Genomic DNA, 25,210 nt, shown 5'->3' on the forward strand with positions numbered 1-25,210 from the left:
GTAATGAGCACCATTGACATCCTTTCGCCGGCAGGCGACAAGGCCGGTACCGTCGAGCTCCCCGCGGAGATCTTCGACGCGAAGACCAGCGTTCCGCTGATCCACCAGGTCGTTGTCGCACAGCTGGCAGCTGCCCGTCAGGGCACGCACAAGACCAAGCGTCGCGGCGAAGTCCGTGGTGGTGGGCGCAAGCCTTACCGCCAGAAGGGCACCGGCCGCGCCCGCCAGGGTTCGACCCGCGCACCGCAGTTCGTCGGCGGTGGCGTCGTCCACGGCCCGCAGCCGCGTGACTACTCGCAGCGCACCCCCAAGAAGATGAAGGCCGCCGCCCTGCGCGGAGCCCTCTCCGACCGGGCGCGCCACTCCCGCATCCACGTCGTCACCGGCGTGGTCGAGGGTGCGGTTTCCACCAAGGCCGCGAAGTCGCTGCTCGGCAAGATCTCGGAGCGCAACAACGTGCTCCTGGTCGTCGACCGCAACGACGAGGCCGCGTGGCTCTCCGCGCGCAACCTGCCCCAGGTGCACATCCTGGACCCGGGCCAGCTGAACACGTACGACGTGATCGTCTCTGACGACGTGGTCTTCACCCAGGCCGCTTTCGAGTCCTTCGTGTCTGGCCCCCAGACCGCTGAGACCGAAGGGAGCGACGCCTGATGAGCGAGGCGACCGTTACCAGCAAGACCTACTCCGACCCGCGTGACGTTCTCGTCAAGCCGGTTGTTTCGGAGAAGAGCTACGCGCTGCTCGACGAGAACAAGTACACGTTCATCGTCGCGCCCGGCTCCAACAAGACCCAGATCAAGCAGGCCGTCGAAGCGGTCTTCTCGGTCAAGGTCACCGGGGTCAACACGATCAACCGTCAGGGTAAGCGCAAGCGCACCAAGACCGGTTTCGGCAAGCGCGCTGACACCAAGCGCGCCATCGTGACCCTCGCTGAGGGCGACCGAATCGACATCTTCGGCGGCCCGACCTCCTAACGGAGGTCGAGTCGTCCGGAATCGGACGAGGACTGAGAAATGGGTATCCGCAAGTACAAGCCGACGACCCCGGGCCGTCGTGGCTCCAGCGTCGCCGACTTTGTCGAGATCACGCGGTCCACGCCGGAGAAGTCGCTGGTCCGCCCCCTGCACAGCAAGGGCGGCCGTAACAACACCGGTCGTGTGACCGTTCGCCACCAGGGTGGTGGCCACAAGCGCGCCTACCGCGTGATCGACTTCCGTCGTCACGACAAGGACGGCGTGCCGGCCAAGGTCGCGCACATCGAGTACGACCCGAACCGCACCGCGCGCATCGCGCTCCTGCACTACGCGGACGGCGAGAAGCGCTACATCATCGCGCCGCGTGGCCTGGGTCAGGGCGACCGTGTCGAGAACGGCCCGGCCGCCGACATCAAGCCCGGCAACAACCTGGCGCTGCGCAACATCCCGGTCGGTACGACCATCCACGCCATCGAGCTGCGGCCCGGCGGCGGCGCGAAGTTCGCCCGTTCCGCGGGTGCCTCCGTGCAGCTGCTGGCGAAGGAGGGCACCATGGCCCACCTTCGTATGCCGTCGGGTGAGATCCGCCTGGTCGACGCCCGCTGCCGCGCCACGATCGGTGAGGTCGGCAACGCCGAGCAGTCGAACATCAACTGGGGCAAGGCCGGCCGCATGCGCTGGAAGGGCGTTCGCCCGTCCGTCCGCGGTGTCGCGATGAACCCGGTTGACCACCCGCACGGTGGTGGTGAAGGCAAGACCTCCGGTGGACGTCACCCGGTCTCGCCGTGGGGTCAGAAGGAGGGTCGTACTCGCTCGCCGAAGAAGGCATCGAGCAAGTACATCGTCCGCCGCCGCAAGACGAACAAGAAGCGCTAGGAGCGGGTTTAGATGCCGCGCAGTCTCAAGAAGGGGCCCTTCGTCGACGGCCACCTCGTCAAGAAGGTGGATGTCCAGAACGAAGCTGGCACCAAGAACGTCATCAAGACCTGGTCCCGTCGCTCGATGATCATCCCGGCCATGCTGGGTCACACCATCGCGGTGCACAACGGCAAGATCCACGTCCCGGTGTTCGTCACCGAGTCGATGGTCGGCCACAAGCTCGGCGAGTTCTCGCCGACTCGCACCTTCCGCGGCCACGTCAAGGACGACCGGAAGTCGAAGCGCCGCTAGCGCGGGGTGGAAACGACTATGACTCACACCGAAGGGACAACCATGGAAGCCAGGGCCCAGGCGCGGTACATCCGCGTCACGCCCATGAAGGCCCGCCGAGTGGTGGACCTCATCCGTGGCATGGATGCCACGGAGGCTCAGGCGGTCCTGCGTTTCGCCCCGCAGGCCGCGAGCGTGCCGGTTGGCAAGGTGCTTGACAGCGCCATCGCCAACGCTGCACACAACTACGACCACCCTGACGCCTCTTCGCTGGTCATCAGCGAGGCGTACGTGGACGAGGGCCCGACCCTGAAGCGGTTCCGTCCGCGTGCTCAGGGCCGTGCCTACCGGATCCGTAAGCGGACCAGCCACATCACCGTGGTCGTCAGCAGCAAGGAAGGAACCCGGTAATGGGCCAGAAGGTAAACCCGCACGGGTTCCGGCTCGGCATTACCACGGACTTCAAGTCCCGTTGGTACGCCGACAAGCTGTACAAGGACTACGTCAAGGAAGACGTCGCCATTCGTCGCATGATGACGAAGGGCATGGAGCGAGCCGGTATCTCGAAGGTTGAGATCGAGCGCACCCGCGACCGCGTCCGCGTTGACATCCACACCGCCCGCCCGGGCATCGTCATCGGCCGCCGCGGCGCCGAGGCCGACCGCATCCGTGGCGAGCTGGAGAAGCTGACCGGCAAGCAGGTCCAGCTGAACATCCTCGAGGTCAAGAACCCCGAGGTGGACGCTCAGCTGGTGGCCCAGGCCGTCGCCGAGCAGCTCTCCTCCCGCGTCTCCTTCCGTCGCGCCATGCGTAAGAGCATGCAGAGCTCGATGAAGGCCGGCGCCAAGGGCATCAAGATCCAGTGCGGCGGTCGCCTCGGCGGCGCCGAGATGTCCCGCTCGGAGTTCTACCGCGAGGGCCGCGTGCCCCTGCACACCCTCCGTGCGAACGTCGACTACGGCTTCTTCGAGGCCAAGACGACCTTCGGCCGTATCGGCGTGAAGGTCTGGATCTACAAGGGCGACGTCAAGAACATCGCCGAGGTCCGCGCCGAGAACGCTGCTGCCCGTGCGGGCAACCGCCCGGCCCGTGGCGGCGCTGACCGTCCGGCCGGCCGCGGTGGCCGTGGTGGCGAGCGTGGCGGTCGCGGCCGTAAGCCGCAGCAGTCGGCTCCGGCCGCCGAGGCCCCCAAGGCCGAGGCGTCCGCCGCTGCTCCGGCTGCTGAGAGCACCGGAACGGAGGCCTGACCGAAATGCTGATCCCCCGTAGGGTCAAGCACCGCAAGCAGCACCACCCGAAGCGCAGCGGTATGTCCAAGGGTGGCACGCAGGTTGCGTTCGGCGAGTACGGCATCCAGGCGCTGACCCCGGCGTACGTGACGAACCGTCAGATCGAGTCCGCTCGTATCGCGATGACCCGTCACATCAAGCGTGGCGGCAAGGTCTGGATCAACATCTACCCGGACCGTCCCCTGACGAAGAAGCCTGCCGAGACCCGCATGGGTTCCGGTAAGGGTTCTCCCGAGTGGTGGATCGCGAACGTCAAGCCGGGCCGGGTGATGTTCGAGCTGTCCTACCCGAACGAGAAGATTGCTCGTGAGGCGCTCACCCGCGCTGCTCACAAGCTTCCGATGAAGTGCCGGATTGTTCGGCGCGAGGCAGGTGAGTCGTGATGTCGGCCGGTACCAAGACGTCCGAGCTGCGCGAGCTGGGCAACGAGGAGCTCCTCAACAAGCTCCGCGAGGCCAAGGAAGAGCTGTTCAACCTCCGCTTCCAGGCGGCGACCGGACAGCTCGAGAACCACGGCCGGCTCAAGTCCGTCCGTAAGGACATCGCCCGGATCTACACCCTGATGCGTGAGCGCGAGCTCGGCATCGAGACGGTGGAGAGCGTCTGATGAGCGAGAGCACTGTGACTGAGACGAACACCGACCGCGGTTTCCGCAAGACCCGTGAGGGTCTGGTCGTCAGCGACAAGATGGACAAGACCGTCGTCGTCGCTGTCGAGGACCGCGTCAAGCACGCGCTGTACGGCAAGGTCATCCGCCGTACGAACAAGCTCAAGGCTCACGACGAGCAGAACGCCGCCGGCGTCGGCGACCGTGTCCTCCTCATGGAGACCCGGCCGCTGTCCGCCACGAAGCGGTGGCGCATCGTCGAGATCCTCGAGAAGGCCAAGTAATTCCTGAGGGGTTTCCCCTTCAGGCAGGTTCCGCCAGGCTCGGCGGGGGTCCGTTCCGGTAACGGAGCGGCCCCCGCCGGGAACCGGCAGACGATCAGGAGATAGACGTGATCCAGCAGGAGTCGCGACTGCGTGTCGCCGACAACACGGGTGCGAAGGAAATTCTCACCATCCGTGTTCTCGGTGGCTCGGGTCGCCGCTACGCGGGCATCGGTGACGTCATCGTCGCCACCGTCAAGGACGCGATCCCCGGTGGCAACGTGAAGAAGGGTGACGTCGTCAAGGCCGTCATCGTTCGCACCGTCAAGGAGCGTCGTCGTCAGGATGGCTCGTACATCCGCTTCGACGAGAACGCCGCTGTCATTCTCAAGAACGACGGCGACCCCCGCGGCACCCGTATCTTCGGCCCGGTGGGCCGTGAGCTGCGCGAGAAGAAGTTCATGAAGATCATCTCGCTCGCGCCGGAGGTGCTGTAAGCATGAAGATCAAGAAGGGCGACCTGGTTCAGGTCATCACCGGTAAGGACAAGGGCAAGCAGGGCAAGGTCATCGTTGCCTACCCTGCTCAGGACCGCGTCCTCGTCGAGGGTGTCAACCGGGTCAAGAAGCACACCAAGGCCGGTCAGACCGCTCGCGGTTCGCAGACCGGTGGCATTGTGACGACCGAGGCCCCCGTCCACGTCAGCAACGTGCAGCTGGTTGTTGAGAAGGACGGCAACAAGGTCGTTACTCGCGTCGGCTACCGCTTTGACGACGAGGGCAACAAGATCCGCGTTGCCAAGCGCACCGGTGAGGACATCTGATGACTACCACCACTGCGCCGCGTCTCAAGACGCGCTACCGCGAGGAAATCGCCGGCAAGCTGCGTGAGGAGTTCTCCTACGAGAACGTCATGCAGATTCCCGGTCTGGTCAAGATCGTGGTCAACATGGGTGTGGGCGACGCCGCCCGCGACTCCAAGCTGATCGATGGCGCCGTGCGCGACCTCACCACGATCACCGGTCAGAAGCCGGCCGTCACCAAGGCCCGCAAGTCGATCGCGCAGTTCAAGCTGCGCGAGGGGCAGCCGATCGGCTGCCACGTCACCCTCCGTGGTGACCGCATGTGGGAGTTCCTGGACCGTACGCTGTCGCTCGCGCTTCCGCGTATCCGTGACTTCCGTGGCCTGTCGCCGAAGCAGTTCGACGGCCGTGGCAACTACACCTTCGGTCTCACGGAGCAGGTCATGTTCCACGAGATCGACCAGGACAAGATCGACCGGGTCCGGGGCATGGACATCACCGTGGTCACCACGGCGACCAATGACGACGAGGGTCGTGCCCTCCTTCGTCACCTCGGCTTCCCGTTCAAGGAGAACTGACCGTGGCGAAGAAGGCTCTGATCGCTAAGGCCGCCCGCAAGCCGAAGTTCGGCGTCCGGGGTTACACCCGGTGCCAGCGCTGCGGCCGGCCCCACTCCGTCTACCGCAAGTTCGGCCTGTGCCGCGTGTGCCTTCGTGAGATGGCTCACCGTGGCGAGCTGCCGGGCGTGACCAAGAGCTCCTGGTAAATCTCCTTCGCCCTTTGGGCGTTGGGATTACCCGGAGACTCTCGGTAAGCATCTGGTCGGCAGGAGCCCGGCCTCACATGCCGTAGGCTTGTGGGGTTGGGCGCCTGCCGCCCAAGACCGACTTACTACGCCGTAGGTCCCCGCACCGCACCCGTCCCGCCTCTGAGTGGGGAGAGGGATGGCGCATACAGGAAACCCCGGCGAGAGAGGCCGAAGGCCAACTCATGACCATGACTGATCCCATCGCAGACATGCTCACGCGTCTGCGTAACGCGAACTCGGCGTATCACGACGACGTCACGATGCCGCACAGCAAGATCAAGTCGCACATCGCGGAGATCCTCCAGCAGGAGGGCTTCATCACGGGCTGGAAGGTCGAGGACGCCGAGGTTGGCAAGAACCTCGTCCTCGAGCTGAAGTTCGGCCCGAACCGCGAGCGCTCGATCGCCGGCATCAAGCGAATCTCGAAGCCGGGTCTGCGTGTATACGCAAAGTCCACCAACCTGCCGAAGGTTCTCGGCGGCCTGGGCGTGGCGATCATCTCCACGTCCCACGGTCTCCTGACCGGCCAGCAGGCCAGCAAGAAGGGCGTAGGTGGGGAAGTCCTCGCCTACGTCTGGTAGTCGGGAACGGAGGAATAGCTCATGTCGCGAATCGGCAAGCTCCCCATCCAGGTTCCCGCCGGTGTGGACGTCACCATCGATGGCCGCACGGTCGCGGTGAAGGGGCCCAAGGGCACCCTCTCGCACACCGTCGCGTCGCCGATCGAGGTCACCAAGGGTGAGGACGGCGTCCTGAACGTCGCCCGCCCGAACGACGAGCGTCAGAACAAGGCCCTTCACGGCCTGTCCCGCACGCTGGTGGCGAACATGATCACCGGCGTGACCACGGGATACATCAAGGCGCTCGAGATCAGTGGTGTCGGTTACCGCGTCCAGGCGAAGGGCTCCAACCTGGAGTTCGCCCTGGGCTACAGCCACCCGATCCTGATCGAGGCCCCGGAGGGCATCACCTTCAAGGTGGAGTCCCCCACGAAGTTCACCGTCGAGGGCATCGACAAGCAGAAGGTCGGCGAGACCGCGGCCAAGATCCGCAAGCTGCGGAAGCCTGACCCGTACAAGGCCAAGGGCGTCAAGTACGCCGGCGAGGTCATCCGCCGCAAGGTCGGAAAGGCTGGTAAGTAGCGATGGCATACGGCGTAAAGATCGCCAAGGGCGACGCGTACAAGCGTGCCGCTCTCAAGCGTCGCCACATCCGCGTCCGCAAGCACATCTCCGGTTCGCCGGAGCGTCCGCGCTTGGTTGTGACGCGTTCCAACCGCCACATGGTGGCTCAGGTCATCGACGACATCGCGGGCCACACGCTCGCGTCGGCGTCGACCCTGGACGTCTCCATCCGTGGTGGCGAGGGCGACAAGAGCAGCCAGGCCAAGCAGGTCGGCGCCCTGGTCGCCGAGCGTGCCAAGGCCGCAGGCGTCGAGGCCGTCGTGTTTGACCGCGGTGGTAACCAGTACGCCGGGCGGATTGCCGCTCTGGCTGACGCCGCCCGTGAAGCCGGGCTGAAGTTCTAAGCCCCGGTTCCTACGCACAGCGGACGTAACAGAGAGAGGTAAATCCAATGGCTGGACCCCAGCGCCGCGGAAGCGGTGCCGGTGGCGGCGAGCGGCGGGACCGGAAGGGCCGTGACGGCGGCGCTGCTGCCGCCGAGAAGACCGCGTACGTCGAGCGCGTCGTCGCGATCAACCGTGTCGCCAAGGTTGTGAAGGGTGGTCGTCGCTTCAGCTTCACCGCGCTGGTCGTGGTGGGCGATGGTGACGGCACCGTCGGTGTCGGTTACGGCAAGGCCAAGGAAGTTCCCGCGGCCATTGCCAAGGGCGTGGAAGAAGCCAAGAAGAACTTCTTCAAGGTTCCGCGTATCCAGGGCACCATCCCTCACCCGATCCAGGGCGAGAAGGCTGCGGGTGTCGTTCTGCTCAAGCCTGCTTCCCCCGGTACCGGTGTTATCGCCGGTGGCCCGGTGCGCGCCGTTCTGGAGTGCGCCGGCGTTCACGACATCCTGTCGAAGTCGCTCGGTTCTTCGAACCCGATCAACATCGTGCACGCGACCGTGGCGGCCCTCCAGGGCCTGCAGCGTCCCGAGGAGATCGCGGCTCGCCGTGGTCTGCCCCTCGAGGACGTCGCCCCCGCGGCTCTGCTCCGTGCTCGTGCGGGAGCGGGTGCGTAATGGCCCGTCTCAAGATCACGCAGACGAAGTCGTACATCGGCAGCAAGCAGAACCACCGCGACACCCTGCGTTCGCTCGGGCTCAAGCGCCTGAACGACTCGGTTGTCAAGGAGGACCGCCCCGAGTTCCGCGGAATGGTTCACACCGTCCGCCACCTCGTGACGGTTGAGGAGGTCGACTGACATGGCGGAGAACAAGCCGCTGAAGGCGCATGACCTCCGGCCTGCCCCGGGTGCCAAGACCGCCAAGACCCGTGTGGGTCGTGGTGAGGCATCCAAGGGTAAGACCGCTGGTCGTGGTACCAAGGGCACCAAGGCCCGTTACCAGGTTCCGGAGCGCTTCGAGGGTGGGCAGATGCCCCTCCACATGCGTCTCCCGAAGCTCAAGGGCTTCAAGAACCCGTTCCGCACCGAGTACCAGGTCGTGAACCTGGACAAGCTCGCGACGCTCTACCCCGAGGGTGGAGAGGTCACGGTGGCCGATCTGGTCGCCAAGGGCGCTGTGCGCAACAACCACCTCGTCAAGGTCCTCGGACAGGGCGAGATCTCCGTGGCACTGCAGGTTTCGGTTGACGCCGTCTCCGGCTCCGCCAAGGAGAAGATTGCCGCTGCCGGCGGCACCGTCACCGAGCTCGTCTGAGACAACTCGGACCATTCGGTGGCCTGAACATCCAACCGGGGATGCCTCTCATATGGGGCATCCCCGGTTGGTCGTTCCTAGGGGGGCATGTACGCCGGTAAGGTGGCCTCCGTTGCTGTGGTAAGCCCTGGGTGCAAGCGCCTTGGGCCCTTTGGCTATCACTTATTCATCGAACCTCAAGACCGTCACCTCTACGCATTGCGCGGGGGTCGCAGGAGGCACCGTGCTCACCGCGTTCGCCCGGGCGTTCAAGACGCCCGACCTGCGCAAGAAGCTGTTCTTCACGCTCGGCATCATCGTGCTCTACCGGCTCGGGGCGCACATCCCGGTACCGGGAGTGAGCTACGAGAACGTCCAGACCTGTGTTGATCAGGCAAGTAAGGGCAACAACAGCCTCTTCGGCCTGGTGAACATGTTCAGCGGTGGTGCACTGCTGCAGATCACGATCTTCGCGCTCGGCATCATGCCGTACATCACGGCCAGCATCATTCTTCAGCTGCTGACCGTGGTGATTCCCCGACTCGAGGCACTCAAGAAGGAAGGGCAGTCCGGCCAGGCGAAGATCACGCAGTACACGCGTTATCTGACGGTCGCGCTCGCCATCCTGCAGGGCACCGGCCTGGTGGCCACCGCACGCAGCGGTGCGCTCTTCAGCGGCTGCCCGGTCGCCGACCAGATCGTCCCGAACCAGTCGATGTTCACGACGGTCGTCATGGTCATCACGATGACCGCCGGTACGGCCGCCGTCATGTGGCTCGGTGAGCTCATCACCGACCGCGGCATCGGCAACGGCATGTCGATCCTGATGTTCATCTCGATCGCCGCCAGCTTCCCGGGCGCCATCTGGGCCATCAAGACGAGCGGCAAGCTCGCGGACGGCTGGATCGAGTTCGCCACCGTCATCCTGATCGGCTTCGTGATGGTCGGGCTCGTCGTCTTCGTCGAGCAGGCCCAGCGCCGCATCCCGGTCCAGTACGCGAAGCGCATGATCGGACGCCGGTCGTACGGTGGTACGTCCACCTACATCCCGCTGAAGGTGAACCAGGCGGGTGTGATTCCCGTCATCTTCGCTTCTTCGCTGCTCTACATCCCGGCCCTCATCGTCCAGTTCTCCAACTCCACCGCGGGCTGGGCGACCTGGATCCAGGACCACTTCGTCAAGGGCGACCACCCGTACTACATCGCGACGTACTTCCTGTTGATCGTGTTCTTCGCCTTCTTCTACGTGGCGATCTCGTTCAACCCCGAGGAAGTCGCCGACAACATGAAGAAGTATGGTGGCTTCATCCCGGGTATCCGGGCAGGTCGACCTACTGCCGAGTATCTGAGCTACGTGCTCAACAGGATCACTTGGCCGGGCTCGCTGTATCTGGGTCTGATCGCTCTTGTGCCGACGATGGCGTTGGCAGGCTTCGGTGGGGCCAACCAGAACTTCCCGTTCGGCGGGACGAGCATCCTCATCATCGTGGGTGTGGGTCTGGAAACCGTGAAGCAGATCGAGAGTCAGCTCCAGCAGCGCAATTACGAAGGGTTCCTCCGCTGATGCGAATCGTCCTCGTCGGCCCGCCGGGTGCCGGCAAGGGAACGCAGGCTGCGTACCTTGCCAAGAACCTGTCGATTCCGCACATCTCCACGGGCGACCTCTTCCGCGCCAACATCAGCCAGGGCACCGACCTTGGCAAGCAGGCCCGCGCCTACATGGACGCGGGGCAGCTGGTGCCGGACGAGGTCACGATCGGGATGGCCAAGGACCGCATGTCCCAGCCGGACGCGGTCAACGGCTTCCTGCTCGACGGCTTCCCGCGCAACGTGGGTCAGGCCGAGGCCCTCGATGTGATGCTCAAGGACGAGGGCGTAAAGCTGGACGCGGTACTCGACCTCGAAGTCCCCGAGGACGAGGTCGTGAAGCGCATCGCGGGCCGCCGGGTCTGCCGCAACGAGAGCGCGCACGTGTTCCACGTGACGTACAACCCGCCGAAGACCGAGGGTGTCTGCGACACCTGTGGCGGCGAGCTGTACCAGCGCGACGACGACAGCGAAGAGACGGTCCGCACCCGGCTCGAGGTCTACCACACGCAGACCGAGCCGATCATCGACTACTACAGGGCGCAGAACCTGGTGGTCACCATCTCCGCGCTCGGCAAGGTCACCGACGTGACCGAGCGGGCCATGGAGGCTCTGAAGTCCGACAAGGGCTGAGAGCACACCCTTCCGTACATGCAGTGCAGTCGGCCGCGGCGTCCTTGGGCGCCGCGGCCGACTGTTTGCGGCCGTATCGTTGACTACCCGTCCCCGCTCATGCAGAAAGGCGCCGCGCAATGGTGCAGATCAAGACCCCCGAGCAGATCGCGAAGATGCGTGAGGCGGGGCTGGTGGTCGCCGCCATTCACGCCGCCACCCGCGAGGCGGCGGTGCCCGGCGCCACCACGCACGACCTGGACCAGGTCGCCCGCAAGGTGATCGCCGACCACGGTGCGAAGTCGAACTTCCTCGGGTACGGCGGGTTCCCGGCGACGATCTGCACCTCGGTGAACGAGGTGGTCGTCCACGGCATCCCGGACGAGAAGACCGTCCTCAAGGACGGCGACATCATCTCCATCGACGCCGGCGCGATCATCGACGGCTGGCACGGCGACGCGGCCTACACGGCCTTCGTCGGCACCGGTCACGCGCCGGAGCTCATCGAGCTCTCCCGGGTGACCGAGGAGTCGATGTGGGCCGGCATCGCCGCGATGAAGGTGAACAACCGCCTGGTCGACATCTCGAAGGCGATCGAGTCCTACATCCGCCGCCAGCCCCGTCCGGCGACGGGCAAGTACGGGATCATCGAGGACTACGGCGGGCACGGCATCGGCACCGAGATGCACATGGACCCGCACCTGCTGAACTACGTCGCCCGCAAGCGCGGCAAGGGCATCAAGCTGGTCCCGGGCCTCTGCCTGGCCATCGAGCCGATGGTGTCCCTCGGCACGGCCCGTACCGAGGTCCTGGAGGACGAGTGGACCGTCATCACCACCGACGGCACCTGGTCCTCCCACTGGGAGCACTCCATCGCCCTCACGGAGCAGGGCCCGCTGGTCCTGACCGCGCCGGACTGCGGCCGCGAGAAGCTGGCGCAGTACGGAGTCGAGGCGGCGCCCGACCCGCTGGGCTGAGCCACGTACGGCGGGCGGAGCCCGGCGCAGCGGGCCGAAGCCTGTGAGGCGCCCCGGCGCCGAGCCCGCGAGGGCTGCGTGGAGGAGGGGCCGGAGTCGAGGCGGCGCCCGACCCGCTGGGGTGAGCCACGTGCGGCGGGCGGAGCCCGGCGCAGCGGGCCGAAGCCTGTGAGGCGCCCCGGCGCCGAGCCCGCGAGGGCTGCGTGGAGGAGGGGCCGGAGTCGAGGCGGCGCCCGACCCGCTGGGGTGAGCCACGTRCGGCGGGCGGAGCCCGGCGCAGCGGGCCGAAGCCTGTGAGGCGCCCCGGCGCCGAGCCCGCGAGGGCTGCGTGGAGGAGGGGCCGGAGTCGAGGCGGCGCCCGACCCGCTGGGGTGAGCGTGACGGGGGCGGAGCCCGGCGCAGCGGGCCGAAGCCTGTGAGGCGCCCCGGCGCCGAGCCCGCGAGGGCTGCGTGGAGGAGGGGCCGGAGTCGAGGCGGCGCCCGACCCGCTGGGGTGAGCGTGACGGGGGGCGCGGCGGTGCCGGGCCTCTCGCGGGATTGACGGCCACCGCGAGGTCTAAGGATCTCCCGCGGTGGGCAAACTTGACGGATTCGTCTTTTGGAGTCCGCTGACGTAGACTGACTCGTCGGCTCTCGTGCATCCGTGTGTCCGCATACGAGTGACCGAAGTCGATCAAGGTAGCCGATTCGAAAGGCGAAGCGTGGCCAAGAAGCAAGGTGCCATCGAAATTGAGGGCACCGTGATCGAGTCCCTCCCGAACGCCATGTTCAAGGTGGAACTCCAGAACGGTCACAAGGTCCTCGCGCACATCTCCGGCAAGATGCGGATGCACTACATCCGTATCCTCCCGGACGACCGGGTCGTGGTGGAGCTCTCCCCGTACGACCTGACGCGTGGCCGGATCGTCTACCGCTACAAGTAGATCTTGCCCGCATCCCGCTTCGGCGGGGTGATGGCACTGACCCGGAGAACCTGACATCCCATGAAGGTCAAGCCGAGCGTCAAGAAGATCTGCGACAAGTGCAAGGTGATCCGCCGTCACGGTCGGGTCATGGTCATCTGCGACAACCTGCGCCACAAGCAGCGCCAGGGCTGACGCACGACCCCCTCGCATCTCGCAGTACTTCGCGCGACGCACGTAAACGTACATACGCAGTGCCCGTCCAAGCCACGGCTGACGACACCTCCGGCGGGGGCCGGGGACCCGGGCGTACCACCTCTCTCCGAGAGGTCGGCGGTCGGGAGTGGCGCTGCGGAAGACCCCCGAAATAACAACTGGAGCCATTGAATGGCACGCGTTTCAGGTGTTGACATCCCGCGCGAAAAGCGCGTGGAGGTTGCCCTCACCTACGTCTTCGGTATCGGGCGCACCCGGTCCAAGGAGATCCTCGCCACCACCGGCGTGAACCCGAACACCCGCGTTCGTGACCTGGCCGAAGAGGACCTGGTCAAGATCCGCGAGTACGTGGACGCCAACCTCCGCACCGAGGGTGACCTTCGCCGCGAGATCCAGGGCGACATCCGCCGCAAGATCGAGATCGGCTGCTACCAGGGCATCCGCCACCGTCGCGGTCTCCCGGTCCACGGCCAGCGCACCAGCACGAACGCTCGTACCCGCAAGGGCCCGCGTCGCGCGATCGCCGGTAAGAAGAAGCCGGGCAAGAAGTAGTCCTCAGCGGACGCACCGCGAACGTCCGGATCCCCGGGCACCGCGGTATCCAGCGGTCTTCGCTGTAGGACCGATCACCTCCCCTCTCCATCTGGAGTCAAGACATGCCCCCCAAGGGTCGTCAGGGCGCAGCCAAGAAGGTGCGTCGCAAGGAAAAGAAGAACGTCGCTCACGGGCACGCCCACATCAAGAGCACGTTCAACAACACCATCGTCTCGATCACGGACCCCTCGGGCAACGTGATCTCCTGGGCCTCCGCCGGCCACGTCGGCTTCAAGGGCTCGCGCAAGTCCACCCCCTTCGCCGCGCAGATGGCCGCCGAGTCGGCCGCCCGCCGCGCGCAGGAGCACGGCATGCGCAAGGTTGACGTCTTCGTCAAGGGTCCGGGCTCCGGCCGCGAGACCGCGATCCGCTCCCTGCAGGCCACGGGCCTGGAGGTCGGTTCGATCCAGGACGTCACCCCGACGCCGCACAACGGCTGCCGTCCGCCGAAGCGTCGCCGCGTCTGATGCGTAACGGCCGGTAACGGCCGTGCGTGATCAATAGCGTGGATCCGGGCGGTATGTCCCTTCGGGGGCGTGCCGCCCGTATCCTTGTTTCATCTGTCGGGCGTCAAATAGTGGGCGCCCACGACTGAAGGATTCACACATGCTTATCGCTCAGCGTCCGTCGCTGACCGAAGAGGTCGTTGACGAGTTCCGCTCGCGGTTCGTCATCGAGCCGCTGGAGCCGGGCTTCGGCTACACGCTCGGCAACTCCCTGCGTCGCACGCTCCTCTCCTCGATCCCGGGTGCCGCTGTCACCAGCATCCGCATCGACGGTGTCCTGCACGAGTTCACCACCGTGCCGGGCGTCAAGGAGGACGTGACCGACCTCATCCTCAACATCAAGCAGCTGGTCGTCTCCTCGGAGCACGACGAGCCGGTCGTGATGTACCTGCGCAAGCAGGGTCCCGGCCTGGTCACCGCTGCTGACATCGCCCCGCCGGCCGGTGTCGAGGTCCACAACCCGGACCTCGTCCTGGCCACGCTGAACGGCAAGGGCAAGCTGGAGATGGAGCTGACCGTCGAGCGCGGTCGCGGCTACGTCTCCGCCGTCCAGAACAAGCAGGTGGGCCAGGAGATCGGCCGGATCCCGGTCGACTCCATCTACTCGCCGGTGCTCAAGGTCACGTACAAGGTCGAGGCGACCCGTGTCGAGCAGCGCACCGACTTCGACAAGCTGATCGTCGACGTCGAGACCAAGCAGGCCATGCGTCCCCGTGACGCCATGGCGTCGGCCGGCAAGACCCTGGTCGAGCTGTTCGGTCTGGCGCGCGAGCTCAACATCGACGCCGAGGGCATCGACATGGGCCCCTCGCCCACGGACGCCGCTCTCGCCGCCGATCTGGCGCTGCCGATCGAGGAGCTGGAGCTCACGGTCCGCTCGTACAACTGCCTCAAGCGCGAGGGCATCCACTCGGTGGGCGAGCTCGTGGCCCGCTCCGAGGCGGACCTGCTCGACATCCGCAACTTCGGTGCGAAGTCGATCGACGAGGTCAAGGCGAAGCTGGCCGGTATGGGCCTGGCGCTGAAGGACTCGCCTCCCGGCTTCGACCCGACCGCCGCTGCCGACGCGTTCGGTGCGGACGACGACGCGGACGCCGGTTTCGTGGAGACCGAGCAGTACTAGTACGCCTCCGGCTGGGGTGCGTGTCCTTGACGGGCGCCCCGGACCGGGCGGGGGCTTTTGTCCTCAATCGCCGGACGGGCTTGGTTTTGGCTGATGTCAGAATTCGAGTGCGGCTGGCAGACATGACTTCCGTGTGGCGACCGCCTCACGGGAACTGACACCGGTACCTGATACGGCCGGTGCAGCACACAAGGAGAAAACCATGCCTCAGCCCGCCAAGGGTGCCCGTCTGGGCGGCAGCGCTGCGCACGAGAAGCTTCTTCTCAACAACCTCGCGAAGTCGCTGTTCGAGCACGGCCGCATCACCACGACCGAGGCCAAGGCCCGCCGCCTGCGTCCGGTCGCCGAGCGTTTCATCACCAAGGCGAAGAAGGGCGACATCCACAACCGTCGCCTGGTGCTGCAGTCGATCACGGACAAGGGCATCGTGCACACGCTCTTCACCGAGATCGCCCCGCGGTACGAGAACCGCCCCGGTGGTTACACCCGTATCACCAAGATCGGCAACCGTCGTGGCGACAACGCCCCGATGGCCGTCATCGAGCTGGTCGAGGCCCTGACCGTGGCGCAGGCCGCCACCGGTGAGGCCGAGGCCGCCACGAAGCGTGCGGTCAAGGAAGACGCCCTCAAGAAGGACGAGACCCCGGTCGAGTCCGTCGAGGACGCCAAGCCGGCCGAGGCCGACGAGGAGTCCAAGGACGCCTGAGCGTTCTGAGACCTCTGGGACGGGCCCGCATCACCCTTCGGGGCGGTGCGGGCCCGTTTCGCTGTGTACGGATCTTGAGAGGATCGCTGGTGTGAGTGACGTGGTGGAGCCCGGCTTCGTCCGGGTGCGGCTGGACCTGGCCTACGACGGCAAGGACTTCTCGGGCTGGGCGAAGCAGACCGGCCGACGGACCGTGCAGGGGGAGATCGAGGATGCGCTGCGGACCGTGACCCGCTCCTCGCGGACCTACGACCTGACCGTGGCCGGTCGTACCGATGCCGGTGTGCACGCCCGGGGCCAGGTCGCGCATGTGGACCTGCCGGGCGAGGTGTGGGCCGAGCACGCGCCGATGCTGCTGCGGCGGATGGCCGGCCGGATGGCGCCCGATGTGCGGATCCGGCGGATCGCGGAGGCGCCGGCCGGGTTCAACGCCCGCTTCTCGGCCCTGTGGCGCCGGTACGCGTACCGGGTGTCGGACGCGCCCGGGGGCGTCGATCCGCTGGTGCGGGGTCATGTGCTGTGGCACGACCGGGAGTTGGACCTCGACGCGATGAACGCGGCGGCGGCGCGCCTGACGGGGGAGCACGACTTCGCCGCGTACTGCAAGAAGCGCGAGGGTGCGACGACCATCAGGACGCTCCAGAAGCTGAGTTGGGTACGTGACGAGGCGTCCGGGATCATCACCGGGACCGTGCAGGCCGACGCCTTCTGCCACAACATGGTGCGGGCGCTGGTCGGCGCGATGCTGTTCGTGGGGGACGGGCGCCGCCCCTCTCCGTGGCCGGCCGAGGTCCTCGCCGCCCGGGTGCGCGACCCGGGCGTGCACGTGGTGCGGCCGCACGGGCTGACTCTGGAGGAAGTCGCCTATCCGGCGGACGAGTTGCTCGCCGCCAGGGCGGTGGAGGCGCGGAACGTGCGGACGCTTCCGGGGGCCGGCTGCTGCTGACGGCAGGTCAGGATGCCGTACGCCCGCGCCGGCGCAGCGCGGAGACGAGGGAGCCCGCCAGATACAGCGCCGCGCCGCTCAGCAGCGAGGCGCGGAACCAGCCGATGCGCGGGCTCCACCAGGCGAGGACCGCGCCCGTGCCCACGAGCGCCAGTGCGGCGGTACGCGTCAGCCACCAGCGGGCCGTCCGCGTGGCTCCGTCCTCGGGCGCGGGCGGGTGGCTGCCCGTGCGCGTCGTCATCGTGTCGCGCATCCCCGCCAGGATCGAGCGGCGGACCTGGACCCGGGCGCCCGGGATCCCGTCGAGGATCTCGGTGTCGCCGCCGAAGCCGGGCGGGACGGGCGGCAGACCGAGCGCGGTCACCAGATCGGCCTGGTGGCGGACCGGGTCGCCGGTGGCGCGCAGGATGTGGGCCAGCGGGCGCGGGTCCGCCAGCCGGTACAGACGGGCGAGGTCCCCGGCGGTCGCCTGCACATCGGCGTGGTCGGGGGCGGGGGACTCGGCGTCCCAGGTGTGCGTCGCGAGCTGCCGGCCCTGGTGGAGGGCGGTGACGGTGCAGCGCTCGGGGGTGCGGTGCAGCACCAGGGCCGGCCAGGTCTCACCCGTCGTGAAGGTTTCCGCCGCGGCGGTCAGCGGCTCCTCCGGGAGCAGCGCGGCCCGTCGTCCGCGGGTGGCCTCGGGGACCACCTCGACATAGCTGCAGCCCTCGCCCGCCGGAGCCGTACGCAGCGAGAAGCCGCAGATCAGAGCCGCCTGGGCGACAGCGGCCGGGGGAGCGGGGACGATCGCGACGGCGCGCGGGGTGAGGGCCGCCCAGTCGCGGGCGACGGCGGGCGGATCGGGCGGGCGGCCGAAGAACGGGATCTGGGAGGCGAGGTCCAGCCGGACGTCGGACCGGGCTTCGAGGAACTCGGCGCGGGGGTCGCCGAGCCGGTTCCACGGGTACTCGGTGGCGTGGACGCCGATGGCCCGGAACACGTCGAGGGCCTCGGCCGGGCGGTCCGACATGATCAGCAGGAGGGCCAGTTCGTTGCGGAATCCGGCGGCCTCGCGGTCGCCCGCCCCGTCGTAGGTGTCGGAGAGGGCCAGGGCGCGGGTGAGGGCCGCCTCGACCTTCGGCCCGTACGGCTCGGGGCCCTCGGGCTCGTCCGCCGCGGACAGCCGGTACTCCAGCGCCGCCTGGAGCGGCAGCGCGTGCAGCCGGGAGCCGGGCGGGGCGGAGGCGGCCACCCGCTCCGCGTACCGGAACATCTCCTCGTGCGAGCCGTACCACTTGGCGCACAGGTACTGGAGTGCCTGCGCGTGGCAGCCGAAGTGGTGCGGGTCGCGGGCCTCGGCCTCGGCGAGGTACGTGTCGAAGACCTCGCGCGGGGCCTGGATGCCGCGGGCGTGCGTGAGCGCGATGCGCCAGGGGACCGGGTCCGCGGGGTTGAGCTCGGCCGCGGCGCCGATCGCCGGCACGGCGTCCTCCAGGAGCGCGAAGAAGGCCTGGAACTGGTCCCGTTCGACATCCTTCGCGCGGGCGCTCGTCCGTACCTTCCACGCCTGGTGGAGGTGGAGGTCGGCGACGACGAGGAGCGCGTCGGGATCCTCGGGGGACTCCGCCAGCCAGGCGTCCAGCCAGCCGTCGTGGTGCAACGCGGTCCGGGCCAGCCGGCTCACGTACGCGTCCCTGCGCTCCCACTGGGCGTGCGCCCGGGTCGAGGCGAGGAGCTCTTGCGCCGGGACGTGGTCGCCGGCCGTCGCCGCGGTGAGGGCGGCGCGCAGCGGGGCGTCCGGCGGGTCCAGGACCACCGCCTCGTCGGGCGCCAGGTCGACACCGACGGCGTCGCGGTGGCGCAGGATGCGCAGGAAGGAGACCAGGAAGACGAGACGCACAGCAGCGGTTCTCCGCATCCGGGAGGGTGACTGAACCGAAGGACGGCCGGTCAGGGGGCGGCGGTGGCGGCGGCCGAGGCCTGCACCTCACCGCGGTGCCGGATCTGCCGGAACGTGAAGTCCGTCAGGTCGTCGCCGACGGCGAACACGTTCTTGTCGCTCTTGGTGACGTTCTTGCCGTTGGTGAAGCCGCCCACCGTGAAGTAGGCGTACCGGCCGTAGGAGTTGGCCGTGCGACGGCAGACGGCGCCGCCGCGGCAGAACGTCGGCACCCCCGCCCCGCTCAGCGACGCCAGGCCCCCGCTGGCCTGCTGGGCGGCCTTCTTGGCCTGGGCCTCGGTCCCGAAGACCGCGAGGCCGATGGTCACGGCCACGCCGCTGCGGCTGTACGTGGCCCGGACGACCTGGTCGCAGCCGTTGTTCGTGAGGATCGTGCCGAGTGCGCCCTGGGTGGTCGTGGCGCACTTCGTGGTGCGGTGCGTCGCGCCCTTGGTGTAGACGCGGTCACCCATCGTCAGCTTCTTGCCGGGGAAGAAGGCGTCCACGGTGACGGGCGCCCGGTCCTTCCGCACGTCGGATATGTAGTCCTTGGGATCGGGCGGGGGCGCGGGGGCCACCGACGAGAACGACGGCTCCGGCTGCGTCGACTGGCTGGGCAGATCGGTCGCCGACGGCAGCTCGCTCGCGTTCTTGCCGGACGAGCCGCCGGAGTCGTCCTTGTTGGCCGAGATGACCGCGGTCGCCACGATCGCGGCGACCGCGGCGGTGGCCAGGGCGCCCCCGCCGATCATCAGCCACCTCTTGCGCCTGGCGCGTGCGGCCGAGGCCTCGGCCAGTGCCGCCCAGTCCGGTGTACCCGTGCCCCCGGGCCCCCAGGAGGGCCCCCCTTGCCCAAAGCTCATGGGCCGAATCCTAAACCGGTTGGGCCAGGGCTTCGCCGCCCGTGACAATGCTGTGCATGGGACATCTTGAAGCAGGCCATCTCGAGTACTACCTACCGGACGGGCGGGTACTGCTCGGCGATGCCTCGTTCCGTGTCGCGGACGGTGCCGTCGTCGCCCTCGTCGGGGCGAACGGCGCCGGGAAGACCACGCTGCTCCGGCTGCTCGCCGGGGAGCTCCAGCCGCACGGCGGCTCGGTTTCGGTGAGCGGCGGGCTCGGCGTGATGCAGCAGTTCGTGGGCTCGGTGCGCGACGAGCGCACGGTGCGGGACCTGCTGGTGTCCGTCGCCCAGCCCCGGATCCGTGAGGCCGCGCAGGCGGTCGACCGGGCCGAGGAACTGATCCTCACCACCGACGACGAGGCCGCGCAGATGACGTACGCGCAGGCGCTGAGCGACTGGGCGGAGGCGCGCGGGTACGAGTCCGAGACGGTCTGGGACATGTGCACCATGGCCGCCCTCGGCGTCCCGTACGAGAAGGCGCAGTGGCGCGAGGTGCGCACCCTGTCCGGCGGCGAGCAGAAGCGGCTGGTGCTGGAGGCGCTGCTGCGCGGGCCCGACGAGGTGCTGCTGCTCGACGAACCGGACAACTATCTGGACGTCCCCGGCAAGCGCTGGCTGGAGGAGAAGCTGAAGGAGACCCGTAAGACGGTCCTCTTCGTCTCCCACGACCGGGAGCTGCTCTCCCGTGCCGCCGAGAAGATCGTCAGCGTGGAGCCCAGCCCGGCCGGCAGCGACGTCTGGGTGCACGGCGGCGGCTTCGCCACGTACCACCAGGCCCGCAAGGAGCGCTTCGCGCGCTTCGAGGAACTGCTGCGCCGCTGGGAGGAGGAGCACGCCCGGCTGAAGGCGCTCGTGCTGCGGATGCGGCAGCAGGCGGCGAACAGCCCCGACATGGCGAACCGCTACCACGCGATGCAGACCCGCTTCAAGAAGTTCGAGGAGGCCGGCCCGCCGCCGGAGCCGCCGCGCGAGCAGGACATCAAGATGCGGCTGCGCGGCGGCCGGACCGGCGTGCGGGCGGTGACCTGCACGAACCTGGAGCTGACCGGCCTGATGAAGCCGTTCGACCTGGAGATCTACTACGGGGAGCGGGTCGCCGTCCTCGGCTCCAACGGGTCGGGCAAGTCGCACTTCCTGCGCCTGCTGGCGGGCGAGCCGGTGGCGCACACGGGGGAGTGGAAGCTCGGGGCGAGGGTGGTGCCCGGACACTTCGCGCAGACCCACGCCCATCCGGAACTGCTGGGCAAGACGCTCGTCGAGATCCTGTGGACGGAGCAGGCCAAGGACCGGGGCGGCGCCATGTCCGTACTGCGGCGCTACGAGCTGGAGCGGCAGGGGGACCAGCCGTTCGAGAAGCTGTCCGGCGGTCAGCAGGCCCGCTTCCAGATCCTGCTTCTGGAGCTGGCCGGCACGACGGCCCTGCTCCTGGACGAGCCGACCGACAACCTGGACCTGGAGTCGGCGGAGGCCCTCCAGGACGGCCTGGAGGTGTACGACGGCACCGTCATGGCGGTCACGCACGACCGGTGGTTCGCGAAGTCCTTCGACCGCTATCTGGTGTTCGGTTCGGACGGGGTCGTACGGGAGACGACGGAGCCGGTGTGGGACGAACGGCGGGTGGAGCGGGCGCGGTGACCTTGCCTCTTTCCGGGGCGGAACCCCCGCCCCGGGAGGGGTAAGCGCGCGCATCCGGGGACCCGTTTTGACCCGTCCGGGGCCGGGCGGGTACTGTCGGGGATTGTTATACGTATTGGCTTCGTCGTTCTCACGCGAAGGGCCTTACGTAGGTTCCCTGGAGCAGTTACCAGTGGTTCGCATACGGGCAGCGTCCCCGGCACTGTGAACCCCAGCTGCATATCGCTTCAGAGGTGCCGTGTGTCTGGACCCCATCCACTGAAGAAGCGAAGGCTACGAAGTGCGTACGTACAGCCCCAAGCCCGGCGATGTCACTCGCCAGTGGCACATCATTGACGCGGAGGACATCGTCCTCGGCCGTCTGGCCACCACGGCCGCGAACCTCCTCCGAGGCAAGCACAAGGCGATCTACGCCCCCCACATGGACATGGGCGACTTCGTCATCATCATCAACGCCGACAAGGTTCACCTGTCGGGCAACAAGAAGACCCAGAAGATGGCGTACCGCCACTCCGGCTTCCCGGGCGGTCTTCGCTCCGTTCGTTACGACGAGCTCCTCGCGAAGAACCCCGAGAAGGCCGTCGAGAAGGCCATCAAGGGCATGATCCCCAAGAACACCCTGGGCCGTCAGATGATCTCGAAGCTGAAGGTCTACGCGGGCGACCAGCACCCGCACGCTGCGCAGCAGCCGGTCCCGTTCGAGATCACCCAGGTCGCGCAGTAGTTCCGGCCACCCCCAAAAGACGTAAAGAAAGATCTGAGGAGAATCGTGGCCGAGACCACTGCAGAGACGCCCGTCGAGGGCACCGAGGGCGAAGAGACCTTCGCCGAGGTGACCACCTTCGAGTCCGAGGTCCCCGTCGAGGGTGAGTACACCTCGGAGTCGCTCGCGGGCCGCTTCGGCGACCCGCAGCCCGCGGCCGGCCTTGGCCGTCGCAAGAACGCCATCGCCCGCGTCCGGATCATCCCGGGCACCGGCAAGTGGAAGATCAACGGTCGCACCCTTGAGGACTACTTCCCCAACAAGGTGCACCAGCAGGAAGTCAACGAGCCCTTCAAGGTTCTCGAGCTCGACGGTCGCTACGACGTCGTGGCCCGCATCTCGGGTGGCGGTGTCTCCGGTCAGGCCGGTGCCCTGCGCCTCGGTGTGGCCCGCTCGCTGAACGAGGCGGACGTGGACAACAACCGCGCCACGCTGAAGAAGGCCGGCTTCCTCTCCCGCGACGACCGTGCGGTCGAGCGCAAGAAGGCCGGTCTCAAGAAGGCCCGTAAGGCCCCGCAGTACAGCAAGCGCTAAACCGCCTGCTCAAACGCGTTACACGTTCGCCCCGGCGGCACTCTTCGTGCTGCCGGGGCGTTCGTTTATTGACACCCTCGGGCATATAACGGCATAAGGCGTTCATAGGCTTGATGTGCTTGTTGCTTACTTAGTCTGATTTTTGCGTTTCGGAGCACCTTCGGAGGACACCAGTGGGACGACTCTTCGGCACGGACGGCGTGCGCGGCGTCGCCAATGCGGACCTGACGGCCGAGCTCGCGCTCGGTCTCTCGGTCGCGGCGGCACACGTACTGGCCGAGGCAGGCACCTTCGAGGGCCATCGGCCGACGGCCGTGGTCGGCCGCGACCCGCGCGCCTCCGGAGAGTTCCTGGAGGCCGCCGTGGTGGCGGGTCTGGCCAGCGCGGGCGTCGACGTCCTGCGCGTCGGCGTGCTGCCGACCCCGGCCGTGGCCTACCTCACCGGCGCTCTGGGCGCGGACATCGGCGTGATGCTCTCCGCCAGCCACAACGCCATGCCGGACAACGGTGTCAAGTTCTTCGCCCGCGGCGGCCACAAGCTCGCCGACGAGCTGGAGGACCGCATCGAGACGGTCTACGAGCAGCACCGCACCGGCGAGCCGTGGGCCCGTCCCACCGGCGCCGGAGTCGGCCGCGTCAGCGACTACGCCGAGGGCTTCGACCGGTACGTCGCCCACCTCATCGGGGTGCTCCCCAACCGCCTCGACGGCCTCAAGGTCGTCCTGGACGAGGCGCACGGCGCCGCAGCCCACGTCTCGCCCGAGGCGTTCGCACGGGCCGGTGCCGAGGTCGTCACGATCGGCGCCGAGCCGGACGGCCTGAACATCAACGAGGGCTGCGGCTCGACCCACCTGTCGCTGCTCCGCGCCGCCGTCGTCGAGCACGGGGCCGACCTCGGCATCGCGCACGACGGCGACGCCGACCGCTGCCTGGCCGTGGACGGTGCGGGCGAGGAGATCGACGGCGACCAGATCCTCGCCGTGCTGGCCCTCGCCATGCGCGAGGCCGGGCAGCTGCGCAAGGACACCGTGGTCGGCACCGTGATGTCGAACCTCGGCTTCAAGATCGCCATGGAGCGCGAGGGCATCCAGCTCGTCCAGACCGCCGTCGGCGACCGGTACGTCCTGGAGTCGATGAAGGCCGAGGGCTACGCCCTGGGCGGCGAGCAGTCCGGCCACGTCATCGTCCTGGACCACGCCACGACCGGCGACGGCACGCTGACCGGCCTGATGCTGGCGGCCCGCGTCGCCGCCACCGGCCGCTCGCTCGCCGACCTCGCCGGGGTCATGGAGCGCCTGCCGCAGGTCCTCGTCAACGTCCCGGACGTCGACAAGTCCCGCGTGTCCACCTCCCCGGAGCTGGCCACGGCCGTCGCCGAGGCCGAACGCGAGCTGGGCGCCACCGGCCGCGTGCTGCTGCGCCAGTCGGGTACGGAACCGCTGGTACGGGTCATGGTCGAGGCGGCCGACATCGAGCAGGCACGCGCGGTGGCCGGCCGGCTGGCCGACGTCGTGAAGTCCGCGCTGGGCTGACCCGCGCCCGACTCCTGGAAGGGCCCGGCCTCACGGCCGGGCCCTTCCGGCGTTCCGGCCCCCGCCCGTGGGCAGGTGCGCGCGCCCGTCCCTGTTACGCGTCAGCCGCCGCCGACGGCTTCGGGTGGGCCGCGTACCACCGCAGGGCCGCCATCCACAGTGCCTTCTGCGCCAGCAGTGTCAGGGTTCCCGCCAGCACGATCCCGCCGAGGTTCGCCAGCAGCTGCTGGATGGATCCCGTCATCTGGTTGTAGTCGCTGTAGCTGAACGCCACCGCCGCATTGGCGGCGGCCGGCACCGTCGTCACCGAGATCGCGACTCCGATGAGGGCGCCGGACTTCGCCGAGGTGAGCGAGAGCGTGCCGGCGATGCCCGCGAGAAGGGCCACCACGAAGGACATCCAGTCCGGCTGCCAGACGAACGCCGTGTTCGGCCGGGGTGCCTCGATCATCGCCTCGTTGAACAGCCCGAAGACGTCCATCAGCCAGGCGAAGCCGGCCGTCAGCACCATGGCCGCGGCGAAACCGCCGACCAGCGCCCACAGGGACCGCCACACCAGGCGCGGGGCGCGCTGCACCAGCGCCGTGGAGATCCCCGCGAGCGGCCCGAACTCCGGGCCCACCGCCATCGCGCCCACGATCAGGATCGCGTTGTCGAGCATCACACCGCAGGCGGCGAGCATCGTCGCGACCGAGAGGAACGCCACATAGGTGATGGAGAACGTCGACTCCTCGTGGGTGATGTCCGTGAGCTCCTCCCACACCACCGCGTCCGCGCCCTCGCCCGGCGCCTCCTCCTCGGCCCGGTCGGCGCTGGCGGAGAGCGTCAGGTCCATCCTCTCGACCGTGATCGCCCCGTACTCGGCGACCCCGAGCTCCCGCAGCGCCCCGATCAGCTCGTCGCCCGCCTCGCGCGCCACGTCGCACAGCACCACGTCACCGACCGGGTCGCGCGCGACCCCCGGCAGCACCGCGAGGTGGGCGGTGCCGATGGTCTTCTCCAGCAGGTCCGTCACCTCGCCCGTCCGGTCGGCCGGGACGATCAGGCGTAGATGCAGCACG

The 25,210-nt window shown here is 68.0% G+C and carries 36 protein-coding genes; 33 read left to right on the plus strand and 3 right to left on the minus strand.

What is annotated here, in order from left to right; genetic code table 11:
* The first annotated feature begins 3 nt into the window (after window positions 1-3).
* The 29 genes from rplD to truA all read left to right on the plus strand — a co-directional run bounded on the left by rplD (window position 4) and on the right by truA (window position 16,863).
* On the plus strand, window positions 4-654 hold the full coding sequence (gene rplD, locus EAO72_RS29845) for a 50S ribosomal protein L4 (RefSeq protein WP_148020232.1): 651 nt from the start codon (window positions 4-6) through the stop codon (window positions 652-654).
* On the plus strand, window positions 654-977 hold the full coding sequence (gene rplW / locus EAO72_RS29850; RefSeq protein ID WP_014154589.1) for a 50S ribosomal protein L23: 324 nt from the start codon (window positions 654-656) through the stop codon (window positions 975-977). The genes rplD and rplW overlap by 1 nt, the downstream gene beginning before the upstream one ends.
* A gap of 39 nt (window positions 978-1,016) precedes the next feature.
* Window positions 1,017-1,853: a 50S ribosomal protein L2 gene (gene rplB / locus EAO72_RS29855; RefSeq protein ID WP_024494973.1), complete on the plus strand. Its 837-nt coding sequence runs from the start codon at window positions 1,017-1,019 to the stop codon at window positions 1,851-1,853.
* Window positions 1,854-1,865: 12 nt separating this feature from the next.
* Entirely contained in the window at window positions 1,866-2,147 is a 282-nt protein-coding gene (gene rpsS / locus EAO72_RS29860) for a 30S ribosomal protein S19 (RefSeq protein ID WP_015610726.1), read from the plus strand.
* Window positions 2,148-2,189: 42 nt separating this feature from the next.
* Window positions 2,190-2,537 carry a 50S ribosomal protein L22 gene (rplV, locus tag EAO72_RS29865; protein ID WP_026290933.1) on the plus strand — a complete coding sequence of 116 codons (348 nt, stop codon included), beginning with the start codon at window positions 2,190-2,192 and terminating at the stop codon, window positions 2,535-2,537.
* Complete coding sequence (rpsC, locus tag EAO72_RS29870) at window positions 2,537-3,373, plus strand: 30S ribosomal protein S3 (RefSeq protein WP_148020233.1); 837 nt, start codon at window positions 2,537-2,539, stop codon at window positions 3,371-3,373. Before rplV ends, rpsC begins: the two co-directional genes overlap by 1 nt.
* 5 nt (window positions 3,374-3,378) lie before the next feature.
* Window positions 3,379-3,798 (plus strand): 50S ribosomal protein L16, encoded by a 420-nt coding sequence (gene rplP / locus EAO72_RS29875; RefSeq protein WP_003966953.1) that lies wholly within the window; start codon window positions 3,379-3,381, stop codon window positions 3,796-3,798.
* A complete protein-coding gene (rpmC, locus tag EAO72_RS29880) occupies window positions 3,798-4,022 on the plus strand; it encodes a 50S ribosomal protein L29 (protein ID WP_024494976.1) in 225 nt (74 codons plus the stop codon). The genes rplP and rpmC overlap by 1 nt, the downstream gene beginning before the upstream one ends.
* Window positions 4,022-4,306, plus strand: coding sequence for a 30S ribosomal protein S17 (rpsQ, locus tag EAO72_RS29885; RefSeq protein ID WP_148020234.1), 285 nt, complete (start codon window positions 4,022-4,024; stop codon window positions 4,304-4,306). Before rpmC ends, rpsQ begins: the two co-directional genes overlap by 1 nt.
* A 107-nt stretch (window positions 4,307-4,413) precedes the next feature.
* Complete coding sequence (rplN, locus tag EAO72_RS29890; RefSeq protein ID WP_003966950.1) at window positions 4,414-4,782, plus strand: 50S ribosomal protein L14; 369 nt, start codon at window positions 4,414-4,416, stop codon at window positions 4,780-4,782.
* Between the two features lie 2 nt (window positions 4,783-4,784).
* Window positions 4,785-5,108, plus strand: a complete 324-nt coding sequence (gene rplX, locus EAO72_RS29895; RefSeq protein WP_018550616.1) for a 50S ribosomal protein L24 — start codon at window positions 4,785-4,787, stop codon at window positions 5,106-5,108.
* Window positions 5,108-5,665, plus strand: coding sequence for a 50S ribosomal protein L5 (rplE, locus tag EAO72_RS29900; RefSeq protein ID WP_018550615.1), 558 nt, complete (start codon window positions 5,108-5,110; stop codon window positions 5,663-5,665). Before rplX ends, rplE begins: the two co-directional genes overlap by 1 nt.
* Before the next feature lie 2 nt (window positions 5,666-5,667).
* A complete protein-coding gene (locus EAO72_RS29905) occupies window positions 5,668-5,853 on the plus strand; it encodes a type Z 30S ribosomal protein S14 (RefSeq protein WP_003948630.1) in 186 nt (61 codons plus the stop codon).
* 224 nt (window positions 5,854-6,077) lie between these two features.
* Entirely contained in the window at window positions 6,078-6,476 is a 399-nt protein-coding gene (rpsH, locus tag EAO72_RS29915; protein WP_018519291.1) for a 30S ribosomal protein S8, read from the plus strand.
* Window positions 6,477-6,497: 21 nt separating this feature from the next.
* Window positions 6,498-7,037 carry a 50S ribosomal protein L6 gene (rplF, locus tag EAO72_RS29920; RefSeq protein ID WP_148020235.1) on the plus strand — a complete coding sequence of 180 codons (540 nt, stop codon included), beginning with the start codon at window positions 6,498-6,500 and terminating at the stop codon, window positions 7,035-7,037.
* A 2-nt stretch (window positions 7,038-7,039) separates the two neighbouring features.
* Window positions 7,040-7,423, plus strand: coding sequence for a 50S ribosomal protein L18 (rplR, locus tag EAO72_RS29925; protein ID WP_018550612.1), 384 nt, complete (start codon window positions 7,040-7,042; stop codon window positions 7,421-7,423).
* A gap of 47 nt (window positions 7,424-7,470) precedes the next feature.
* Window positions 7,471-8,076 (plus strand): 30S ribosomal protein S5, encoded by a 606-nt coding sequence (rpsE, locus tag EAO72_RS29930; RefSeq protein ID WP_018101216.1) that lies wholly within the window; start codon window positions 7,471-7,473, stop codon window positions 8,074-8,076.
* Complete coding sequence (rpmD, locus tag EAO72_RS29935) at window positions 8,076-8,258, plus strand: 50S ribosomal protein L30 (RefSeq protein ID WP_003966943.1); 183 nt, start codon at window positions 8,076-8,078, stop codon at window positions 8,256-8,258. Before rpsE ends, rpmD begins: the two co-directional genes overlap by 1 nt.
* A 1-nt stretch (window position 8,259) precedes the next feature.
* On the plus strand, window positions 8,260-8,715 hold the full coding sequence (gene rplO / locus EAO72_RS29940; protein WP_018550610.1) for a 50S ribosomal protein L15: 456 nt from the start codon (window positions 8,260-8,262) through the stop codon (window positions 8,713-8,715).
* A gap of 223 nt (window positions 8,716-8,938) precedes the next feature.
* Window positions 8,939-10,258: a preprotein translocase subunit SecY gene (gene secY, locus EAO72_RS29945; RefSeq protein WP_148020236.1), complete on the plus strand. Its 1,320-nt coding sequence runs from the start codon at window positions 8,939-8,941 to the stop codon at window positions 10,256-10,258.
* Window positions 10,258-10,914, plus strand: coding sequence for an adenylate kinase (locus EAO72_RS29950; protein ID WP_148020237.1), 657 nt, complete (start codon window positions 10,258-10,260; stop codon window positions 10,912-10,914). Before secY ends, EAO72_RS29950 begins: the two co-directional genes overlap by 1 nt.
* A 119-nt stretch (window positions 10,915-11,033) precedes the next feature.
* Entirely contained in the window at window positions 11,034-11,870 is an 837-nt protein-coding gene (gene map, locus EAO72_RS29955; RefSeq protein WP_148020238.1) for a type I methionyl aminopeptidase, read from the plus strand.
* A gap of 701 nt (window positions 11,871-12,571) precedes the next feature.
* Window positions 12,572-12,793, plus strand: coding sequence for a translation initiation factor IF-1 (gene infA / locus EAO72_RS29960; RefSeq protein WP_003956442.1), 222 nt, complete (start codon window positions 12,572-12,574; stop codon window positions 12,791-12,793).
* Between the two features lie 60 nt (window positions 12,794-12,853).
* Window positions 12,854-12,967, plus strand: coding sequence for a 50S ribosomal protein L36 (gene rpmJ / locus EAO72_RS29965; protein ID WP_003956441.1), 114 nt, complete (start codon window positions 12,854-12,856; stop codon window positions 12,965-12,967).
* 192 nt (window positions 12,968-13,159) lie between these two features.
* Window positions 13,160-13,540, plus strand: a complete 381-nt coding sequence (gene rpsM, locus EAO72_RS29970) for a 30S ribosomal protein S13 (RefSeq protein ID WP_014047799.1) — start codon at window positions 13,160-13,162, stop codon at window positions 13,538-13,540.
* A 104-nt stretch (window positions 13,541-13,644) separates the two neighbouring features.
* A complete protein-coding gene (gene rpsK, locus EAO72_RS29975) occupies window positions 13,645-14,049 on the plus strand; it encodes a 30S ribosomal protein S11 (protein ID WP_003956432.1) in 405 nt (134 codons plus the stop codon).
* A gap of 139 nt (window positions 14,050-14,188) precedes the next feature.
* A complete protein-coding gene (locus EAO72_RS29980; protein ID WP_003966937.1) occupies window positions 14,189-15,211 on the plus strand; it encodes a DNA-directed RNA polymerase subunit alpha in 1,023 nt (340 codons plus the stop codon).
* A gap of 202 nt (window positions 15,212-15,413) precedes the next feature.
* The gene (gene rplQ, locus EAO72_RS29985; RefSeq protein ID WP_136328425.1) at window positions 15,414-15,917 is read left to right on the plus strand and encodes a 50S ribosomal protein L17; all 504 of its coding nucleotides are present in this window, start codon (window positions 15,414-15,416) and stop codon (window positions 15,915-15,917) included.
* A gap of 91 nt (window positions 15,918-16,008) precedes the next feature.
* Window positions 16,009-16,863 (plus strand): tRNA pseudouridine(38-40) synthase TruA, encoded by an 855-nt coding sequence (gene truA / locus EAO72_RS29990; protein WP_148020239.1) that lies wholly within the window; start codon window positions 16,009-16,011, stop codon window positions 16,861-16,863.
* Window positions 16,864-16,870: 7 nt separating this feature from the next.
* Here truA and EAO72_RS29995 read toward each other — a convergent pair whose 3' ends face one another.
* Together EAO72_RS29995 and EAO72_RS30000 are read right to left on the minus strand one after the other, a co-directional pair.
* Window positions 16,871-18,742: a DUF4034 domain-containing protein gene (locus tag EAO72_RS29995; RefSeq protein WP_148020240.1), complete on the minus strand. Its 1,872-nt coding sequence runs from the start codon at window positions 18,740-18,742 to the stop codon at window positions 16,871-16,873.
* 50 nt (window positions 18,743-18,792) lie between these two features.
* Complete coding sequence (locus EAO72_RS30000) at window positions 18,793-19,644, minus strand: hypothetical protein (protein ID WP_148020241.1); 852 nt, start codon at window positions 19,642-19,644, stop codon at window positions 18,793-18,795.
* 56 nt (window positions 19,645-19,700) lie between these two features.
* Here EAO72_RS30000 and EAO72_RS30005 point away from each other — a divergent pair, with 56 nt between their 5' ends.
* From EAO72_RS30005 to glmM, 4 genes are all read left to right on the plus strand, one after another.
* Entirely contained in the window at window positions 19,701-21,320 is a 1,620-nt protein-coding gene (locus EAO72_RS30005) for an ABC-F family ATP-binding cassette domain-containing protein (RefSeq protein WP_148020242.1), read from the plus strand.
* Window positions 21,321-21,600: 280 nt separating this feature from the next.
* Entirely contained in the window at window positions 21,601-22,044 is a 444-nt protein-coding gene (gene rplM, locus EAO72_RS30010; protein WP_136328420.1) for a 50S ribosomal protein L13, read from the plus strand.
* Window positions 22,045-22,089: 45 nt separating this feature from the next.
* The gene (rpsI, locus tag EAO72_RS30015) at window positions 22,090-22,617 is read left to right on the plus strand and encodes a 30S ribosomal protein S9 (protein ID WP_136328419.1); all 528 of its coding nucleotides are present in this window, start codon (window positions 22,090-22,092) and stop codon (window positions 22,615-22,617) included.
* 173 nt (window positions 22,618-22,790) lie between these two features.
* Window positions 22,791-24,149 carry a phosphoglucosamine mutase gene (gene glmM, locus EAO72_RS30020; RefSeq protein WP_148020243.1) on the plus strand — a complete coding sequence of 453 codons (1,359 nt, stop codon included), beginning with the start codon at window positions 22,791-22,793 and terminating at the stop codon, window positions 24,147-24,149.
* Window positions 24,150-24,243: 94 nt separating this feature from the next.
* On the opposite strand, the gene EAO72_RS30025 is transcribed toward glmM, so the two are convergent.
* Window positions 24,244-25,209 carry a DUF389 domain-containing protein gene (locus tag EAO72_RS30025; protein WP_148020244.1) on the minus strand — a complete coding sequence of 322 codons (966 nt, stop codon included), beginning with the start codon at window positions 25,207-25,209 and terminating at the stop codon, window positions 24,244-24,246.
* Window position 25,210 lies beyond the last annotated feature (1 nt).

This window comes from Streptomyces sp. OR43 (genome assembly GCF_008042275.1).
GTDB lineage: Bacteria > Actinomycetota > Actinomycetes > Streptomycetales > Streptomycetaceae > Streptomyces.